Source organism: Curtobacterium sp. ME26 (assembly GCF_903970945.1).
GTDB classification, from domain to species: domain Bacteria; phylum Actinomycetota; class Actinomycetes; order Actinomycetales; family Microbacteriaceae; genus Curtobacterium; species Curtobacterium citri.
Window position 1 is genome coordinate 1 of the sequence record NZ_CAJCKG010000040.1, and the last position, 18,431, is coordinate 18,431.

12 protein-coding genes and 4 tRNA genes are annotated in these 18,431 nt (G+C 73.1%); 7 read left to right on the forward strand and 9 right to left on the reverse strand.

What is annotated here, in order from left to right; all coding sequences use genetic code 11:
• Positions 1-909 precede the first annotated feature (909 nt).
• Entirely contained in the window at positions 910-1,878 is a 969-nt protein-coding gene (locus H7A69_RS13565; RefSeq protein ID WP_182047472.1) for a hypothetical protein, read from the forward strand.
• Between the two features lie 4 nt (positions 1,879-1,882).
• On the forward strand, positions 1,883-2,158 hold the full coding sequence (csrA, locus tag H7A69_RS13570; protein ID WP_069710943.1) for a carbon storage regulator CsrA: 276 nt from the start codon (positions 1,883-1,885) through the stop codon (positions 2,156-2,158).
• Between the two features lie 6 nt (positions 2,159-2,164).
• Here csrA and H7A69_RS13575 read toward each other — a convergent pair whose 3' ends face one another.
• The 3 genes from H7A69_RS13575 to H7A69_RS13585 all read right to left on the reverse strand — a co-directional run bounded on the left by H7A69_RS13575 (position 2,165) and on the right by H7A69_RS13585 (position 5,490).
• Positions 2,165-2,725 (reverse strand): hypothetical protein, encoded by a 561-nt coding sequence (locus H7A69_RS13575; RefSeq protein WP_220456263.1) that lies wholly within the window; start codon positions 2,723-2,725, stop codon positions 2,165-2,167.
• Positions 2,722-3,300, reverse strand: coding sequence for a DNA-binding protein (locus H7A69_RS13580; RefSeq protein WP_182047473.1), 579 nt, complete (start codon positions 3,298-3,300; stop codon positions 2,722-2,724). The genes H7A69_RS13575 and H7A69_RS13580 overlap by 4 nt, the downstream gene beginning before the upstream one ends.
• An 84-nt stretch (positions 3,301-3,384) precedes the next feature.
• Positions 3,385-5,490 (reverse strand): acyl-CoA dehydrogenase, encoded by a 2,106-nt coding sequence (locus tag H7A69_RS13585; protein ID WP_182047474.1) that lies wholly within the window; start codon positions 5,488-5,490, stop codon positions 3,385-3,387.
• 209 nt (positions 5,491-5,699) lie between these two features.
• On the opposite strand from H7A69_RS13585, the gene H7A69_RS13590 reads away from it, so the two are divergent.
• Positions 5,700-7,163, forward strand: a complete 1,464-nt coding sequence (locus H7A69_RS13590) for a peptide MFS transporter (RefSeq protein ID WP_182047475.1) — start codon at positions 5,700-5,702, stop codon at positions 7,161-7,163.
• A 202-nt stretch (positions 7,164-7,365) separates the two neighbouring features.
• On the opposite strand, the gene H7A69_RS13595 is transcribed toward H7A69_RS13590, so the two are convergent.
• The 5 genes from H7A69_RS13595 to H7A69_RS13615 all read right to left on the reverse strand — a co-directional run bounded on the left by H7A69_RS13595 (position 7,366) and on the right by H7A69_RS13615 (position 14,148).
• Positions 7,366-7,656 (reverse strand): hypothetical protein, encoded by a 291-nt coding sequence (locus H7A69_RS13595; protein ID WP_182047476.1) that lies wholly within the window; start codon positions 7,654-7,656, stop codon positions 7,366-7,368.
• 656 nt (positions 7,657-8,312) lie between these two features.
• Entirely contained in the window at positions 8,313-11,678 is a 3,366-nt protein-coding gene (locus H7A69_RS13600) for an ATP-binding protein (protein WP_069710938.1), read from the reverse strand.
• Positions 11,675-12,463 carry a DUF4194 domain-containing protein gene (locus H7A69_RS13605; RefSeq protein ID WP_182047477.1) on the reverse strand — a complete coding sequence of 263 codons (789 nt, stop codon included), beginning with the start codon at positions 12,461-12,463 and terminating at the stop codon, positions 11,675-11,677. Before H7A69_RS13605 ends, H7A69_RS13600 begins: the two co-directional genes overlap by 4 nt.
• Positions 12,460-13,977 (reverse strand): DUF3375 domain-containing protein, encoded by a 1,518-nt coding sequence (locus H7A69_RS13610; protein WP_182047478.1) that lies wholly within the window; start codon positions 13,975-13,977, stop codon positions 12,460-12,462. The genes H7A69_RS13605 and H7A69_RS13610 overlap by 4 nt, the downstream gene beginning before the upstream one ends.
• Positions 13,978-14,075: 98 nt before the next feature.
• Positions 14,076-14,148: transfer RNA gene (locus tag H7A69_RS13615), tRNA-Val, on the reverse strand.
• A 458-nt stretch (positions 14,149-14,606) separates the two neighbouring features.
• On the opposite strand from H7A69_RS13615, the gene H7A69_RS13620 reads away from it, so the two are divergent.
• The 3 genes from H7A69_RS13620 to H7A69_RS13630 all read left to right on the forward strand — a co-directional run bounded on the left by H7A69_RS13620 (position 14,607) and on the right by H7A69_RS13630 (position 14,924).
• Positions 14,607-14,678 (forward strand) — tRNA-Gly (locus tag H7A69_RS13620).
• Positions 14,679-14,760: 82 nt separating this feature from the next.
• Positions 14,761-14,834: transfer RNA gene (locus H7A69_RS13625), tRNA-Cys, on the forward strand.
• Positions 14,835-14,849: 15 nt separating this feature from the next.
• A tRNA-Val gene (locus tag H7A69_RS13630) sits at positions 14,850-14,924 on the forward strand.
• A gap of 64 nt (positions 14,925-14,988) precedes the next feature.
• On the opposite strand, the gene H7A69_RS13635 is transcribed toward H7A69_RS13630, so the two are convergent.
• Positions 14,989-16,842, reverse strand: a complete 1,854-nt coding sequence (locus tag H7A69_RS13635) for a family 43 glycosylhydrolase (protein WP_182047479.1) — start codon at positions 16,840-16,842, stop codon at positions 14,989-14,991.
• Between the two features lie 244 nt (positions 16,843-17,086).
• On the opposite strand from H7A69_RS13635, the gene H7A69_RS13640 reads away from it, so the two are divergent.
• Positions 17,087-18,361 carry a fibronectin type III domain-containing protein gene (locus H7A69_RS13640; RefSeq protein ID WP_182047480.1) on the forward strand — a complete coding sequence of 425 codons (1,275 nt, stop codon included), beginning with the start codon at positions 17,087-17,089 and terminating at the stop codon, positions 18,359-18,361.
• Positions 18,362-18,431: the final 70 nt, after the last annotated feature.

The following is an 18,431-nucleotide window of genomic DNA, read 5'->3' on the forward strand; positions in this document are numbered from 1 at the left end:
TGTTCATAGCAGACAACAGGTGGTATGATGGGCGCTCTGTTCTGTCCTGAGTGTTTAATTTTTTTTTTTCAAGCAGAAGACGGCATACGAGATTCTCCGGAGTGTCTGGAGTTCAGACGTGTGCTCTTCCGTTCGGGAGCGTCCTGGCGCTCGGCGACCAGCTCGACGGGCTCCCCGGCGCCGTCACCGTCGAGCCGGTGTTCGGCCTCGCCGGCAAGTGGGTGCCCGCCGAGCTCCGGCACGCCGCGGAGATGACCGGCGCGACCGTCATCGACCGCGTCTCCGTGCTCGTCACGCACCTGCAGGCCGTGATCGGCGACAACGCTGCCCGGCTGCTCACGCGCGAGGACGTCAAGGTGCTCACCGAGGGCGTCAAGCAGGTCAACCCCGCGGCGGTCGAGGAGCTCGTGCCCGGCATGCTCTCCCTCGCCGAGGTCCAGCGCGTGCTGCAGGGGCTGCTCGTCGAGCGCGTGCCGATCAACGACCTCGGCCGCATCTGCGAGGCCCTGACGCTCCGCGCGAAGGTCTCCACCGACCCGGAGGGCCTCGTCGAGGCCGCCCGTGCCGCCCTCGGTCCGGCGCTGCCCGCGCGGCACGCCGAGGCCGGGACGCTCCGGGTCATCATGATCGACCCGCTGCTCGAGCAGGCCATGCTCGAGGGACTCCGCCCCTCCGAGCAGGGCAGCCAGATCGTGCTGGACGCGCACCGCATCGAGCAGGTGCTCGGCTCGCTCCGCGACGCCGTCCGCAGCGTCGAGGAGCAGGGCCTGTCCGCCGTCCTCGTCTGCGCGCCGCAGCTCCGCCCCGCCGTGCACCGGATGGTGTCGGCGCAGGCGAACGGGCTGCCCGTGCTGTCGTACCAGGAGGCCACCGCTGCGGGCTCCACCATCGAGACCGTGGGGGTGGTCCGTGCCGCCGATCCGATCGCTGCGTGAGGGCCCGACGCTCGAGGCGGTGCGCGACGCCGTCCGGGCCGAGTTCGGTGCCGGCGCCCGCATCGTCTCCGCCGAGCGCGTCACGTCGCCCGGCATCGGGGGGATGTTCCGGCGGTCGCACGTCGAGGCCGTCGTCGAGGTCCCGGACCCGCTCGACCCGCCGACCGCCCGCGTCGCCATCGCGGACGGGCCGGTCGTGCGCGTCGGGATCGCGGCGCTCCTCGCCGACGCCGAGGCCGCCGAGGCGCGGATCGCCGCGGGCGACGGCACGGCGACGACGCGGGCCGACGCGTTCGCGTCGGTGCTCGACGGCTTCGCGGCGGACGGGATCACGACGGGCGCCCCGCGCCCCGACCGGGCCGTCGCCGACGCGGGCCGGGTCGACGGGGGTGGGTCGCGCCTCCAGGACGGGACGGAGCTGCCGGGAGGCGCGGTGCCGGTCGCCGCGCCCGTGACGGACGTGCCGGTGGTCACCGCCCTGCCGCCGGTGCTGCCCGTCCCGCCCGTCCCGACGGCGCTCCCGGTGCCGGCCGTGCTCCCGTTGCCGGCCGTGCTCTCCGCGGACGGCGACCTCGTCCTGCTGGTGGGACGGCCGACGGACGTCGACGCGGCGGCCGGCGTCTTCGCCGGACGCTACGGCCTGCGACCGACCGACGCCGCGGACCGGCGGTCGGGCATCCTCGCGCGCGCCGACGGGGTCCGGAACGGCCACGCGCTGCTCGGGGTCGCCGCGTGGGACGACGCGGCCACGACGGAGGGACTCGCGGCCGACCAGACGTGGGTCGTGGTCGACGTCGGACGGAAGCCCGAGGACACGCGGAGCATGGTCGCCGCGGTCGCCGCGCGGACCACGGTCGCCGGTGTCGTAGCGATCGGGGCGGGGGAGACCGCCACGCCGGAGTCGGTGCACCTGATGGGGGTGCCCGTCCTGTCGCTAGGCTGACGGGGTGCTGGTACTCACGCGGAAGGTCGGCGAGCGGATCCTCGTCGGTGACGACATCGTCATCACGGTGCTCGACAGCCGCGGCGACGGCGTCCGGATCGGCATCGACGCACCGCGCGGGGTGAAGATCCAGCGCGAGGAGGTCGTCCGCGCCGTGATCGAGGCGAACGCCGAGGCCGCTGCGGCCGCCGCGAGCGGTACCGGGTCGGTCGGGGCGGACGACGCCGAGGCGCGCCTGCGTGCCGCGCTCGGCGAGCGTCGGCGCCGCGACGACGCCTGATCCGGGCTACCGCAGACCGATCGCCGCCCAGGCGGCGAGGCCCGCCCAGCAGATGCTCGTGAGCGTGCCGACGATGAACCGTTCCCGCGCCTCCGCCGAGTCGAGTTCGCTGAAACGCCCGAGGCCCTTGACCGCGATCACCGCGGCGACGATCTCGAGCCGTCCGACCAGCACGGCGCCGACGACCGCGAAGCGTTCGAGGAAGCCGATCGCGGCACCGCCGCGGAGCACCTCGGGGCGGCGGCGCGCGACGGCCGGCTCGTCGGCACGCGAGACGAGGATGCCGCCGTGCGGACCGCGTTCGACCCCGTCGCGGACCGCCAGGGTCAGGACGGCCCCGGTGACGGCACTGCCCGCGAGCACCCCGACAGCCGCGACGGCGGTGACGGCGAGCACGCGGACGGCCGTCGTGGGGGCGGCGGGGACGAGCTCGAGCAGGTGCCCGCCCAGCACGACGACGACGGCGACGAGCGCCGGGACGGCCCGGACGAGCGGGGGCACGCGGTGCACGACGCTGAAGACGGCGACGACCAGCAGGACGACCGACCCGACGATCCAGGGCGTCATGCGGGCAGGTCCGCTTCGGCGAGCAGGCGCACGAGGGCCGCGTGGACGGCGTCGTCCGAGCGGAGGTCCGCGGCGGTCCACCGTTTCGCGACCGCCTGCGGGGTGATCCCGAGCAGCCGGGCGGCCTCGGTCCGCGAGTGGCCGTCGCGCACGAGGTCGGCCAGCTCCCAGCCCTCGGGGGACCGGCGCTCGCGCGCCCGGACGGTCTGGGCGACGAGCGGCTCGACGTCGGCCGTGCGGAGGCGCCGGTCACCGGCCACCTCGAGCGCCACGTGCTCGGGGACCTCCTTCGCACGCTCGACCGCGTCGCGCGCCCGGACGAAGGCCTCGCCCCGGGCCGCCCGCGTCGACTCCGGGAGCGGTTCCTCGACGTCCCCGATGCCGACGCCGACGCTCCAGCCGCCCGCACGCGACAGGGCGAGGACGACGTCGAGCGCGGCGGCCGCGTCGTCGAGCAGGAACTGGAACTCGTCGCCCGCCGTGCGTTCGGGTGCGAGGACGAACCGGTCGCCGACGGCGTCGCGGACCGACCGGATCGCCGTCTCGACGCGGTCGTCGCCCGAGCGACTCCCCACCTGGTCCACCGTCACCGCGTACACATCGCCTCCGCCGTCAACCCTACAAGGTTGATTCCGTCGGTATCAACCCTCCGGGGTTGATCACGGCCGCGGCTTCTTCTCCTGCTCGGGCAGCCGTCCCGCTGCTGCCTCGGCCGCGAACCAGGCGGCGGCCTCCTCCTGCCGGGCACGCTCCTCGCCGAGGGCGATCGGCGCGCGGACGTGCTCCTGGGCGTAGCCGAACGACTCGACGAGCTGCGGTACGACCGGACGGATCCGGGCGACGAGGCGGTCGACGTACGCCGAGACCGCACGCGCGCGCTGCGCCGTGAGCCGACCGTGCAGGAGGTGCCAGTCGAGGTGCTGCTCGAGCAGCCCGAGGGCGAACAGGTCACGGAGCCAGACCAGGGCACGGCGGGTGTCCCCGGGGGCGACCGACTCGATGGCCTCGGTGAAGGCGTCCCACTGCATGAGCTCGGCGTGCGCCTTGGCGGCCTCGATGAGCTCGTGCTGGGAGCGGTTCAGCAGCTTCGCGGCGCGGGCGCGGTCCTTGCCCGCCGAGGCCAGGCGCATGCCGATCTCGGCGACCATCGTGTCGACACGGCCGGCGAGCAGGGCGCGCTGCGTGCGCGGGTCCTGCAGGTCGGTGACGCTCGCCGCGAGGGACCCGCGGTCGGCGACGGTCTGCCCGAGTCGTCGAAGGCCGGACGCGTCCGCGAGCTTCGACGCGGCCTGGGCGGCCACGAACCGCGCGGTGGACGCGGCGTCGCGCGGGGCCCGGGCGCGGAAGTCGGTGAGCAGTCGCTTCCCGACCAGCTGCAGCAGGATCGTGTTGTCGCCCTCGAAGGTCACGTAGACGTCGAGGTCCGCGCGCAGCCCGGTCAGGCGGTTCTCGGCGAGGAAGCCGGCCCCGCCGCAGGCCTCGCGGCACTCCTGCAGGGTGTCGAGCGCCGACCAGGTCGACATCGACTTGAACGCCGCCGCCTGGGTCTCGAGGTCCTCGCGGCGCTCCGGCGTGTCCTTCCGTCCGCTGAAGACGTCGTCGAAGGTCTGCAGGAGCTGCTCGTGCGCGAACGACTGCGCGAACACCGTGGCCAGGCGCGGGATCAGGCGACGCTGGTGGCGACCGTAGTCGAGCAGGACGCCCTCGTCACCGCCACCGGTCGGGAACTGCCGACGCTCCGCGGCGTACGTCAGCGCGATCTGCAGCGCGAGCTTCTGCGCCACGACCGCGGCACCGGCGAGCGACACCCGCCCCTGCACGAGCGTGCCGAGCATGGTGAAGAACCGACGACCGGGCGAGGCGATCGGCGAGCTGTACGTGCCGTCCTCGGCGACGTCGCCGTAGCGGTTCAGCAGGTTCGTCCGGGGGACCCGCACGTGGTCGAACCACAGGCGGCCGTTGTCGATGCCGTTCAGGCCGCCCTTGACGCCGTCGTCCTCACCGCCGACGCCGGGCAGGAACGCACCCTCGGCGTCGCGCAGGGGGACGTAGAACGCATGCACGCCGTGGTCGACGCCCTGCGTGACGAGCTTCGCGAACACGACGGCCGCCCGGCCGTGCAGTGCGGCGTTGCCGATGTAGTCCTTCCACGCGCCGCGGAACGGCGTGTGGACCACGAACTCCTGCGTCGCCGCGTCGTAGGTGGCGGTCGTGGCGATGCTCTGGACGTCCGAGCCGTGCCCGGTCTCGGTCATCGCGAAGCAGCCGGGCACGTCGAACCGGATGATGCCGGGCAGGAACTCCCGGTGGTTGCGCTCGGTGCCGAGGTGGTGGACGGCGGAGCCGAACAGGCCCCACTGCACGCCCGCCTTGATCTGCAGCGAGGGGTCCGCCGTCGTCAGCTCCTCGAACGCCGCGAGGTTGCCGCCGTGGTTCTCCTGCCCGCCGAACTCGGTCGGGTACGGTCGCTGGATCGCCCCCGCGTCGACGAGCACGCGGAGCTGCTCGAGCGTACGGGCGCGGTGCTCGGGGACCGGCTGGCCCTCGATCTTGTGCAGGCCCGGGTCGAGGGTGAGCCGACGGGAGATCCGGCGGTCCTCCGCCCAGCGTCCGAGCAGGAGCTCGCCGAGCAGCGTCGTGTCGATGCGGACGTCGGTGTCCGTCGCGCCGACCGGCGTGCCCGCCGCCGGGTCGCCGGTGGCGTCGGCGTCGGGGGCCTCGGCCGCGGGCGTCGAGGTGAGGTGTGCGGGAGCGGTGTCGACCATGGGGGAGCCTTCCTGGACTGCGCTGACCGTGTTGCACTCCACACGCTAGGCACTGCGACCGTGTGTTCGTCGAACGCCGTGCGGGTGCACAAGCGGGACCGGCGGACCCCGACCACGGTCGTGGGAACCCTCCAAGACCCGCCGGAGCCGGGTTGTGCGGACCCCGACCCGATTGGCCCGTCGGCGGTGGGGCGGGGCACGATGGAGGGATGTCCCGCGCCACCCCGGCGAGCGCTCCGGCGCAGCCACGCACCTTCTTCGGGCAGCCCTTCGAGCTGTCGACGCCCTTCGCGGTGGAGCTCTGGGAGCGGTTCTCGTTCTACGGGATGCAGGGCATCGTCCTCATCTACATGTACTACACCGTCACGCGCGGCGGGCTCGGCATCGACGAGGGCATCGCGAACGGCATCATGGGCGCGTACGGCGGGGCCGTCTACCTCTTCACGATCATCGGGGCCTGGGTCGCCGACCGGTTGATCGGTGCCGACCGGACCCTGTTCGGCAGCGCCGTCGTGGTCATGGCCGGGCACATCGCGCTCGCGCTCATCCCGGGCGTGACCGGGGTCGGGGTCGGGCTCGTGCTCATCGCCCTCGGGTCCGGCGGGCTCAAGGCCACCGCGACGACGATCGTCGGCGGCCTCTACAGCCGGGACGACCCGCGACGGGACGCCGGGTTCTCGCTCTACTACCTCGGCGTCAACCTCGGCGCGTTCGCCGGCCCCCTCCTCACCGGCCTGCTGCAGTCGACGCTCGGGTTCCACTACGGCTTCGGCCTCGCCGCGGTCGGCATGGCCGCCGGCCTCGTGCAGTACGGCATCCGCCGCCGGAAGCTGCCCGAGTCGGTGCGGCACGTCACGAACCCGGTCGACCGTCGTCGCCTGCCGCTCGTCGGCGGACTCGTCGTCGTCGCCCTCGCGGTGGTCGTCGCAGCCGTGCTGACCGGTCTGCTGAACGTCGGCAACCTGCCGACCGTGGTGGTCGCCGTCGTCGTGGTCGCGACCATCGCCTACTTCGTCGTGATCCTCACCAGCGGCATCACCGCCGACGAGCGCTCCCGCGTGCTGGCCTTCATCCCCCTGTTCATCGCGAGCGCGGTCTTCTGGTCGCTCTACCAGCAGCAGTTCACCGTCGTGACGCAGTACTCCGACCAGCGCCTGGACCGGTCCCTCGGCGGGTGGGAGATGCCCGTGTCCTGGGTGCAGTCGATCAACCCGGTGTTCATCATCGTGCTCTCCGGAGTGGCCGCGGCGATCTGGACCAAGCTCGGCGACCGCCAGCCGTCGACCCCGACGAAGTTCGCGCTCGGCACCGGCATCATGGGCATCGCGTTCCTGCTGTTCCTGCCCTTCACCGGCACCGGCGAGAACGGCACGCCGCTGCTCGCCCTCGTCGCGATCCTGCTCGTCTTCACGATCGCCGAGCTCCTGCTCTCCCCGGTCGGGCAGTCCGTGGCGACGAAGCTCGCGCCGCCGCGCTTCCAGACGCAGATGGTGGCGCTGTTCTTCCTCTCGGTCTCGCTCGGCACCGCGGCGACCGGGGTGCTCTCGCAGTACTACTCGCCCACGAACGAGGCGCCCTACTTCACGGTGCTCGGCCTCGTCGCGGTCGCGGTCGGCGTCGTCCTGCTGCTCTGCGCGAAGCCCGTGCTGCGGCTCATGCGCGGCATCCGCTGACGGCTCGTCGTGTCCAGGTGCCGGAGGCGTGATCCGGTAGCCTGGACACCGGCCAGGACGGCCACCGCCACACCGGCCCCGGAACGCAAGGAGTCACAATGCTCGAACTCATCGCAGGCATCATCATCGGCGTCGGCGTGCTCGGCGGCGTGGGCCTCTGCATGGCGGTCGCTGCCATGCTCAAGAGCGGCAACGAGGAGTACTAGGCCTCGTCCACCGCTGCCGGTTCGACCGGCACCAACTGACGACCCAGGACGGTCGCGCGCTCGAAGGGGCCGCGGCCGTCCTGCGTGTACGCGGGCTCGTCGAAGGCGACGGTCCACGTGCGCTGCAGGCCGCCGAGCTGCACGCCGCCGGGTGCGACGATCACCCCGATCGGTTCGTCCGCCCACTGCTCGCCGCCGCGCTCGAGGGCGACGACCTGCACGAGGGCACCGATGCCGAGCCCGCCGGAGTCGTCGGGGCGGGGGCCGGGGGAGCGTCGTCCGAACACGCGCCCACCGTACCGTGCCCCGACGCCGGTGCGCCCGCGCCGGCGCCGTCGTGCCGCCGACCGCGCGAGCGGGCAGGACGTGCCGCGCACGTCCCGCCGAGCGGGCGTTCCCTGTCGCCAGGCTGCGTCGAGCGTGACGGATCCTGCCCGCTCGCCGGGTGTCGCCGTGGCACCGGCGACGCGACGGACGGGAGGCGCGGAGCGGGCTGGCACCGCGCCTCCCGTCCGGCGAAATGGGCGGGACACGCCGCGGCCGGTCCGGCGAGTGGGCGGGACACGCCGCGGCCGGTCCGCCGAATGGGCGTTTCCTGTCGCCAGGGTGCGCCGAGCGTGACGGATGCTGCCCGCTGGCCGCCGCGGTTCGTCGACTCGCCGCGTGCGTGGCGCGGGGGTCTCAGGAACGGGACGGTCCGGCGCCGACATGCCGGAATCGTGGAACCTCGGCGCTGGCATGTGGACGCGGCGGACGGGAGGCTCGTGGCGGGAGCGCGCCGCGCCTCCCGTCCCGCCGACGGTCGCGCTCACCGCCGCGCGACTCCTCGGGGTTCCAGGACTCGCCGCGTGCAGGACGCCGGGGTCGCAGGACTGCGTCCGGCGCGTCTCGAGATGCCGCAATTGCGGAACCTCGGACTCGCCGCCGGCCGCGCCGCGCCGCCCTACGCCCGGGCGATCTCCGTGATCGACGAGTGGCCCGTCTCGGGGTGCTTCCGCATCGACAGCAGGCGCTCCATCGACGGCTCGAGCGCGGTGACCTTGTCGAGCGGGGCACTCACCACGAGCTGGAACCCGAGCCGGAGCCACGCCGTCACGGCACGCCCCGCGAACTCCGAGTCCGCCTTGATGAACGCCTCGTCGAGGAACACCGGCGCGAAGCGGGGCCGCGGCCGGGTCTCGTCGCCGAGCTGGTAGCGGAGCGCCGCACCGACGATGAACGCCACGAGCTCCTGCGTCTCCCCGCCGGACTTGTCGCCGAGCGACGAGTACACGCCGAGGTCGTTGCCCTCGGTGTCGTAGCGGACCGCGGTGATCTCCATGTGCCGGCGGACGTCGAGCACGGCGTCGCGCTGGGTGGTGCGTCCGCGGGCGGCGCCGGGCTCGGGCCGGATGACGGCCATGAAGCGCCGGAGCCGGCGGAACCGGGTCTCGAGCACGTCGTCGGTGAGCTCGGTGTCGACCGACGCGGAGAGCGCGCGGAGCTCCCGGCGGAAGGCGGTGACGTCCTCGCGGGTGACCCGGCGGATCTGGATCTTCAAACGGTCCCGGTTCGCACCGAAGGGCAGCTCGCGGAGGATCTCGTTGACCGGTTCGAGCCGCTCCTCGATCTCGACGACCGCCCGGTCGAAGGCCCCGGCGAGCGGCACGAGGTCCTCGCCGCTCCACTGCGACAGCCGACGACGCCACTCGCTGCGGCGTGCGTGGAGGCCCGTCGCGACGATCTGGTCGAGGATGGCGGCGTAGTCCGGGTACGAGGCGACCCCGGTGCCGAGGTTCGGGTCGGGCCACGCGTCCTGGTAGCGCTGGAACGTCAGCGTGAGCGCGGTCGACGCCGCCGCGGCGCCGTCGAGTGCCTGCGCGAGCCGTTCCTCGAGCCGTCGGCGCAGCCGGCGGGTGGCGTCGTCGAAGCCGTCGATGCCGTCGGGCGCGCCGACCTCCGCGAACGTCTCGGTGAGCAGCCGCGACTGCTCGGCGTCCGGCAGCGACTCCGGGGTGTCCTCGAAGCGCGCCAGGATCTCGGCCGCGGCGTCCTGCCCGTCGACGAGCACGGCGTGGCGCTCCTCGAGCCGGGTGACGCTGAGCCGTGCGGCCGCGCGGCGGTCGGCCGCCTCGTCGAGGGAGCGTCGGAGCCGGGCGACGGACTCGCGCAGGGTGCGGAGGCCGTCGTCGGCGGCGAGCAGCGCCTGGCGCTCGGCGTCGAGTCGGGCGAGGGACTCCTCGATGCCGACGACGTCGATGCCGTCCCACGTCGTGTCGACCACGTGCTGGTGTGCGGCGCGCAGGGCGTCGAGCGCGGCGATGTCCTGGGCGACGTCGGTGCGGCGGGCCTCGAGCGTCGTCAGGTCCTGTGCGATCGCGGCGAGCTCCTGCTCGACCGACGCGACCCGGGCCTCGTTGGTGAAGCCGATGACGTTCGACTGCCGCCGGTCACCGTGGGCGCCGCGACGCCCGTCGCGGAGCTGGCCCGAGAGCGTCACCCGACGACCCTCGCCGCCGAGCTCGGCGGCCGATGCGACGCACCGGGCGTCGATCCGGTCGGACTCGATGCGTTCGCGCACCCAGGTGCTGAACGGCGAGTCCTTGACCGCGAGCTTGCCGGACACCATCGCGGGGTCGCCGTCGAGGTCGAGGTGCGGCCCCGTCGGCACGCCCTCGAACTGCACCCGCACGGGCAGCTGGAGCGAGTCGATCGCGGCGCTGAAGGCCGAGAGCTGGTCGGCGTCGACGAGCAGCGTGCGGGCCACCGGGGCCAGGACGGACTCGATCGCGGTGCGCCACTGCTCCTCGGCGGGCAGCACGTCGAGGAGCTCGGCGACGAAGGGCAGTGACTCCGGGGCGATCCCGGCGGCCCGGGCCATCGCGAGCCGGGCCTCGTGCATCGGCAGCGGCATGGCGCCCTGCCGGTGCTCGAGCGACCGGCGCTCCTGCCGGAGGGTCCGCTCGCGGTCGAGGAGGGGGTACTCCTCGCGGGTCAGGGCGTCGCGCCGGTCGTCCAGCTCGGAACGGGCCGCGGCGTACGCCCCGAGGAACCCGTGCGACGCGCCCTGCGCGCGCGTGAAGTCGGCCTCGGTGGCGAGCGACAGGTCGAGGGTCGCCGTGCGCTCGTCGAAGGTCCGCCGTGCCCGGGCCACGACGTCCCGCTCGCGCGTGCGGCGGTCGATCCGGTCCTCGAGCTGGGCGAGGGCGTTGCCGCCCTGGTCGCGGAGCCGTCCCTCGGCCTCCCGGAGCTCGACCTCCAGTGCGCCGTGGCGTGCCTCGGTCGCGGCGACGTCGGCGCGTGCCGCCGTCCGCTCCCGGCCGTTCCGCTCGACCTCGGCGTCGAGCAGCGCGCGCTTCCGCGAGGCGGTCCAGTGCGCGAACGGCGACACCTCGGCACCCGTGGCGATGCCGTCGAGGGCGTCGGCGGCCGCCTTCGCGCGGGCGATCTCGTCGTGCAGTCCGACGATGGGCGAGAGGATGCGCACCTTGCGCTCCTCGGTGTCCATCGCCTCGTACGCCTCGTCGAGCGCGGAGAAGTGCGCGAGTGCCCGGTCGGCGGCCTCGTACGTACCGGGGGTCTCGAGCACGAGCGACTTGTACAGCGCGTCGACGGTGGGCAGGTGCTGCCCCGCCTGGATGCGGGCGAGCAGCCGCATCGCCCGGTTGCCGCCACCCGAGTCACCGATGCCGAGCCGCGTCTGCAGCGTGTACGCGAGCTCCTGGTAGGTGTCGCGCACGACGAGCCCCGGCACCCGGCCGGTCAGCTCGAGGTGGTGGAACCGCGACGGCACGAACTCCTCGAGCCGGCGCAGGTCGAAGGTGTCGTCGACGGTCGCCATCGTCATCTGGATGTCGCCGACGCCGCGCGCCCGCTTCGGGACGAGGTAGGCGCGGAGCACGGTGAAGCGCCGCTCGTCGTCGTTGCGGAAGGTCACCGCGACCGCGCCCCACGTGGTCTGGTCGTCGCCGCGGAGGTTCACGTCGCGCAGTGCACCGGTCTCGGGGTCGCGACGGGTGTCGACCTTGCCGCGCAGGTACGTCAGCAGGTTGCGCTGGTCGGCACTCCGGGCGCGGCCGGTCGTCGCGTCGTTCGAGGCGCCGTTGAAGGGCACGTCCGACGGCATCATGACGGCGAGGTAGGCGTCCATGAGCGTCGACTTGCCCGTGCCCGAGGCGCCCGAGATGAGCGTCGCGGTGCCGGACAGCTCGACGTGCCGGTGGCCGTGGAAGCCGCCCCAGTTGACGACCTGCATCGACTCCGCGCGCCACTGCGCGACGGTGTCGAAGAGCGCGGGGATGACGGAGCCGTCGATCGCGGTGTCGGTCATGCGTCCGTCTCGCCTTCGTCGTCGGTGTCGGTCGGGTCGGCCGGGAGGCCCGGGTCGCCGCCGTCGGTCGGCTCGCCACGGTCGGTGGTCGCGCTGGTCAGCCAGCGGTCGAGTTCGCCGAGCTGCTCGAGGGGGAGCAGCACCTCGACGACGCTCGCGACGCGGAAGCGGTCGGGGTCGGTGGTGCGGATGAGGATCCGGGCCGTGACGAGGCGCTCGACGGCCTTCGCGACCCGGGCCTCGTCACGGGTGCGGTCGGTGGTCGCGGGCAGGAAGCCGGACACGTGCCCGAGGATCTCCGACCGGTCGACGACGACCTGGTCGAGGCCGGGACGGGTGTCGGCCCGCAACCTCATGCGCAGCCAGACGAGGACGATCGTCTCCTCGCGGGTGTACGGCACGTCGCGCAGCAGGGTCGGGAACGCGCGGCGCTGGCTCTCCGAGCGGGCCTGGCGCTTCCACGCGACCTCGCGGTCGCGGTCGACGTGCAGCTCGAGGAACAGGTCGTTGAGCCGCGACCGGAGCTGGTGCTCGCCGTCGGTGATCGCGCGCCACTCGTCGGCGTGCGTCCGCGCACTGACGTAGGTGTGACGCAGGAGCGCGACCAGGGCACGCCGCTGCGGTTCGTCGAGCCGGCCCTCGTCGCCCTCGAAGAGGGCGAAGCTGGTCTCGTCGCGCTCCTCGCGCTCGTCGTCCACGTCGTCCGTCCGGAACCCGTCCGCGGGGGCCGCGTCGATCGTGTCGGGGTCCGTCTCGTCGACGGGAGCCGGCGTCGTGTCGCTCACCGTGCCTCCAGGCCGTTGTCGTCGTCGTGCTGGTCGTCCGGCCGCGCGGGGGTCAGTGCGGCGACCGGCATGTGGAAGGTGACCGTCTCGCCGTCGGGACGCACCGTGTGGTGCGGCACGACGTGCGCGGCCGTCTCGAAGTCGTCGTTGCCGGTGAGCAGGTGCGCGAGGCCGAAGAGCTCGACGGGCCGGCGCTGCTCCGGTGGGAGGGCGTGGAACGCCGCCGCGCTGTCCGGGGCGCTGCCGAGGGCCGCTCGGAGCTCGGCGAGCAGCGGGCCGCCGTGCCGACGGAGCGACTCGACGTCGAGCTCCTCGAAGACGTCGTCGTCGGGCTCCTCGATCGGCGGCGGCACCGCGTCGTTGTCGGGGTCGTGGAGCCGCTCGCGGAGCGTGCCGACCTCGGCGGTGGCGGGCAGCAGGCCGAGCGGCACGCGGTCGCGGGCGGTCCCGGAGTCGATCCACGCCGCCAACCCGCGGTTCACGGACCGGAGGACGGCCTCGAGCTCGCGGTCGCGGACGACGTCGTGCGCGACGATCTGGTCGCGGAGGGTCGCGGTGAGCTGACGGCGCTGGGCCAGGACGTCCTCGATGCCCTGGCGGAGGATGCTCACCGTGTTCCGGAACGCCCGCCGCTCGCCCGCGGCGAGGGACTCGGCGAACGGGTGCGCGAGGATCACGGCGATGTCGTCGCGGAGTCGCACGAGCAGGGCGTCGTCGCGCAGCAGCTCGAAGGCCCCCTCGAAGGCGCGGCCCTCGGGCGTGGCCTGCATGAGGTCGTCGGTGCGGGCGAGGTAGTCGTCGAGGATCTCGCCGATCGGCCGGACCTCCTGCCGGAAGTCCTCGACGATGGAGCGGTGCATGGTCGCGACCGCCTCCTCGACGCGCTTGAAGTCGCTCGGGAGCTGGCGGATGAGGTCCGAGATGTTCGTGTAGCCGTCCCGCATCCGGGCGTCGTCGACGGCCTCGACGACCTCGCCGCGCACCAGTCGGTCACGCTCGGCCTGCAGCTCGGCGATCTGCGCGTCGAGCCGCCGCACCTGGACCTCGGGGTCGGGTTCGGCGCGGGCGGCCCACCGGTGCACCGCGTCGACGATCATCGCCAGGCGGCTCTCGCTGATCAGGGCACGGTCGGCGCTCAGGGCGTCGACGAGGCTCAGGGCTTCGAGGGCGTGGCTCGTCAGCGAGTACTGCTCGTCGCCGTCGGGGGAGTTCGAGCGGACGAGCCACTGCGCCGCGACCCAGTCCCGGCAGAGGGCACGGCCGTTCGGACGCGCGTCGACGTCCCCCTCGGCCTGGTCGCTCGCCGGGACCCGGGCACCGGTGGCCTGCAGCCGGGCGACGTGCTCCTCGACCTGCAGGTGCATCCGGTCCGCGGGGACGTACTGCACGTCGCGGTCGAACACCGTCCGGAACACGGCGATGACCGCGGCGCTCGTGGGACGGGACATGAGCCGGAGGGTCGGGCGGTCGAGCACCGCGCGCACGCGGGAGAACTCGAGGTCGACGTCGGTCATGGGTCCTTGGGTGGTGCGTTCGATCGGAGAAACAACAGGAGCCCGACGCGTGGGCGCCGGGCTCCTGTTGGGTGTTCTTCGGGCCCTCAACGGGCACGTGGGCGATACCAGACTCGAACTGATGACCTCTTCGGTGTGAACGAAGCGCGCTACCAACTGCGCCAATCGCCCCCTGCACTTGCGTGCCAGTCGATAGTAGCGGACGTTCGGCACTCGGCCGAACACGGCGTGCGCCCCGGGTGTGGCGCGGTCGCTCGGGTGGGGTGGGACGGACCCGTGTTCGTCGGGGGCGGGCGTTCCCGGTGCCTGCGGCCTGGTCGGAGCGGGCGGCCCTGGTGCCTGGTCGGAGCGGGCGTCCCTGGTCGGTCCGGGCGCACCTGGTCGATCGGGATCACCAGGTACGCCCGTTCCCGCTCGGCATCGCAACCGTCATGGGAAGGAACGGGCACCGGCATGCGTCCGCCCGGCGCTCCCGCGGGCCCCGATCGGCGTGAACACGGGGGACACGCCCGGTGAACGGGGAGGATTTTGGCGGATGGGTCCCGGTTCGTATAGAGTTCTTCTCGTCGCCGCGACAGCGGGCAGACAAGAGCGGCCCGGCCAGGCAAGATCAACGGGGCGTTCGAAGTGCGGATGTGGCGCAGTGGTAGCGCATCACCTTGCCAAGGTGAGGGTCGCGAGTTCGAATCTCGTCATCCGCTCGAGTGTGGGAGTCTTCGGACGACCACGACTCACCAGAGGGTATCCCACCGTTCGGGTACTCACGGAGACGTGAACCTCGATGGTGGGGTGGCCGAGAGGCTAGGCAGCGGCCTGCAAAGCCGTCCACGCGGGTTCGAATCCCGTCCCCACCTCCAGTTCCACACTCCTCTGGGCGATTGGCGCAGCGGTAGCGCGCTTCCCTGACACGGAAGAGGTCACTGGTTCGATCCCAGTATCGCCCACCACGAGAAGACCCCCGGGAGACCGGGGGTCTTCGTGTTTCTGCGGCCGTGGCCGCGGGTCCGAGGGTCAGCGGTGGACGCTCCGGACGGTGCTCACGCGCAGGTCGTCGAACGTGCTCGTGAACCCGGCACCGCCGAGCGAGATCAGTCCGATGCGCGGGTGCGCCCCGAGGTCCGCCGTCCACGTGCCACCCCGGACGAAGTGCCGCCCGTCGTCGCTCGTGTACGCCGTGTACTGGTGCAGGCCGCCGACCACGCGGTGCACGATCCGCAGCGTGGTGCGGTCGCCGACCGGTCCGACCACCATGTTGCCGTAGGTCGGCGACCCGGCGGGCTGCGGCGAGACCTGCTTGCCGAACTCGGTCTGCCGGGTGTCGAAGATCGAGTTCGAGGTGAGACGGACGTAGTTGCCGTCGTCGCCGTACACGATGAGGCCGCCCTGCACGTAGTTCACCCCGTCGCCGGTCGCCGGGGTGTCCACCGCGACCGTCGTCTCGACGACGTAGTCGCCGCTCGGTGCCGGCTCGGCGAGCACGGACGCGAGGGGTGTCGTCGGCGGGTGGATGTCGGCGGCCTGCGTCTGCCAGCTCAGTTGCCCGCCGCCGACGGTCCACGTCGCCGGGTCGGGTTCGCGGATCCAGGAGAGCGTCGAGGGGAGCGAGGAGCCGTCGAAGGACGTCGACGCCGCGCGCAGCAGTCGGCCGGGCACGTCCGTCGCAGCACGGGTCGGTCGGTAGGTCGGCCGCTCGCCGCGCTGGGCGACCGGTCCGGGCTGCACGGTGTCTGACGGACCGGCGCCGCCGCGGACGACCGGCCACCCGTCGACCCAGTCGAGGGGGTCGATGAGCACGGGACGCTTCGTGTAGGTGCCCTGTCCGGCGTAGTAGGGGTCGTCGCGGTCGACCGCGTGGTAGACGATCCAGTCCTGACCGGCGAGGTCCGTGACCACCGTGTTGTGGCCGGTGCCGACCCAGCGGTTGCCGTTCTGCGCGAGGAGCGGGGTGCCGCCGACCCGGGTCGCCGTGATCGCGACACCGTCGCGGTCGGTGAAGGGACCGAGCGGGCTGCGGGACCGGGCGACGAAGACGCCGTAGCCGGTGAGGGCACCGTTGCAGCAGTTCGTGGCGGACCCCATGAAGTACCACCACCCGTCGTGGCGCATCAGGTAGGTGCCCTCGTAGCGGTTGTCGATCGCGATCTCGCGCTCGCTCGACGGCACCGAGCGCAGCCCGTCCGAGGTCAGGCGTCGCACATTCACCCCGCCGAAGTAGCTGCCGAAGTACAGGTACGTGGATCCTCGGTCGGTGATCACCTCGGGATCGAACTCCCATCGCTGCCCGGTGCCGTTCGGCGCGGCCTGCGGGGCGACGACGGGGCCGCCCGAGTCGGTCCACGGTCCGGTCGGACTCGCGCTCGTGGCCACGCCGACGGCCGATCCACCACCCGTGGGCGCGGTCGCCGTCGGGGTGTCCGATGCCGCGTAGTACAGGTACCAGCGGCCGTTGCGGTACACCACGTCGGGGGCCCAGACGCCGTTCGCGTCCCCGACCCACGCCGGCTTCGTGGTGAAGGCATCACCGACGTACGTCCAGTGGGACAGGTCCGTCGAGCGGTACGTGGGGACGACGTGCTGGACGAGCGACCCGTCGGGGTTCTTGTCCGTCGCGGTCAGCGCGTCGGTGGTGCAGTAGAGGTACCAGTTCCGGTCGCGCCCCACGCCGTGGACGACGGTCGGGTCGGCGCAGCTCGCGGCGGTCTGGCCGTCCGGCAGCGACAGCGTCATGGGGTTCTGGTGGTCCGGCGCGGCTGGACCACGTGCCGACGTCGTGCTGGCCGCCACCGCGGGTGCGGTGGCGGCACCGGCCTGGAGGAACGTGGCGGCGAGCGCCGCGACCGTCGCGACGGTGAGGATCGCTTGCATGGGTCGGCGCACGGTTTGACCTGCTCTCGTCGTCGAGGAGCGTGCTGACGTGCGCGAGCGTACGCCGCGCGCCGCCGGACGGTTCCGACGGGTCGGTCGGTCGGGTCGGACGCCGGCCGCACGGTGCCGGGCGCTTGCGGTCTTCCGTACGGATGCCTCCGGGGTGTTCCGTCGAGCCGGTCCTGGTGCCACCCTCGTCCCGGGCGCGACCGACGGAGGTCGCGCACCGACCATCGGGGAGACCATGCAACGACCCACTCTGCTCGCCGTCGCGACCGCGTTCATCGCCGTCGCCGTGCTGACGACCGCCGCTCCGGCGGACGCAGCGCCCTCGCAGCCGTCAGCGCCCGCGCACGTGGCGGTCACCGCTCAGGACGACTCCGCCACCGTGACCTGGTCGGCTGGTCCGCCGGTCCGGCGAGCGCACGTGACCGGGTACACCGTGTCCGTGACGCCGACGGCGAGACACCGACACCACAGCACCCAGACCGTCGGACCGCGGACGTTCTCGGCCCGGTTCGGACACCTCGCGGAGGCGACGACCTACACGTTCACCGTGCGCGCGAAGAGCGGTCGCGCGCTGAGCGCTCCGGTGTCGGTCCGGTACACCCGACCCGCTGCGCACGTCGAGTCGCTCTACGCGATCAACGAGGCCGGTGCGCTGGTCCGGCGTCCGGTCGCCGGCGGGACGTGGCAGACGATCACCGGGTCCGGCTCCGGGTACGCCGTCGACGGAGCGGGGACCGCCTACGTCGCCAGCGCCGACGGGCACACCATCACCGCCTACCCCGAGAGCGGCGGCAGCAAGGTGGTCGCGACCGGCGTCTCGGTGGCAGGCCGGGCGCTGCTCGCCGACGACGCCGGAGACCTGTTCTTCACCCAGTCGTGGTCCATCATCGAACTGCCGCACGGGTCGGCCACCACCCGGACGGTGGGACCGGGTGACGTCGTGGCAGTCAGCCCGAACGGGTGGCTCGCTGCGCAGACCAAGAGTGCGGCCGTGCTCGTGTACGACCCGTCCGGTGTCTGGCAGAGCATCCCGGGTGGGGTCTACAACTACCTGGTCGCCCTCGGTGTCGACACCTCCGGGAACGTCTACATCAGGAACCGGTCGACGGGCGGGAGCGGCTACTTCTCGGTGGACGTCGCCCCGACCGGATCGTCGTCCCTGACGAGCCTGCTCGAGCCGGACGGTGTGGTCGCCCTCTCCCGGACCGACGTCCTCAGTGCACTGCGAACCACGACGTGGTGCGCCGCGCCGTCCCGCGCCAGTGGCTCGTGCACCCCGGACACGCGGGTGAGCTCCCTGTGGCAGCGGACCGCGTCCGGGAGCGTGACCACCGTGCCGATCAGCGGGCTCGACATCGGATCCGACGCCGAGGCCGCCGCGGACAGCGCGGGTGACGTGTTCGTCTCGCCGACGGACGGCCCGAACACCGGGCTCGTGCGCGTCCCCGCCTCGGGCGGCGCGGTCGAGCAGCTCGACACCGCCACCTACGACGAGCTCAGCGTGCACTGACCGTCGCGCTGTCCCTCGGTCCAGCCTGCCAGCGGTCACCACGGTGGTCCTGGCAGGCTGGAGCCATGGG

Bases quoted from the DNA above. Each gene is read 5' to 3' on its own strand.
- H7A69_RS13575 (WP_220456263.1), bottom strand. From the start codon at position 2,725: ATGACGCCCTGGATCGTCGGGTCGGTCGTCCTGCTGGTCGTCGCCGTC.
- H7A69_RS13585 (WP_182047474.1), bottom strand. From the start codon at position 5,490: ATGGTCGACACCGCTCCCGCACACCTCACCTCGACGCCCGCGGCCGAG.
- H7A69_RS13590 (WP_182047475.1), top strand. From the start codon at position 5,700: ATGTCCCGCGCCACCCCGGCGAGCGCTCCGGCGCAGCCACGCACCTTC.
- H7A69_RS13600 (WP_069710938.1), bottom strand. From the start codon at position 11,678: ATGACCGACACCGCGATCGACGGCTCCGTCATCCCCGCGCTCTTCGAC.
- H7A69_RS13610 (WP_182047478.1), bottom strand. From the start codon at position 13,977: ATGACCGACGTCGACCTCGAGTTCTCCCGCGTGCGCGCGGTGCTCGAC.
- H7A69_RS13635 (WP_182047479.1), bottom strand. From the start codon at position 16,842: ATGCAAGCGATCCTCACCGTCGCGACGGTCGCGGCGCTCGCCGCCACG.
- H7A69_RS13640 (WP_182047480.1), top strand. From the start codon at position 17,087: ATGCAACGACCCACTCTGCTCGCCGTCGCGACCGCGTTCATCGCCGTC.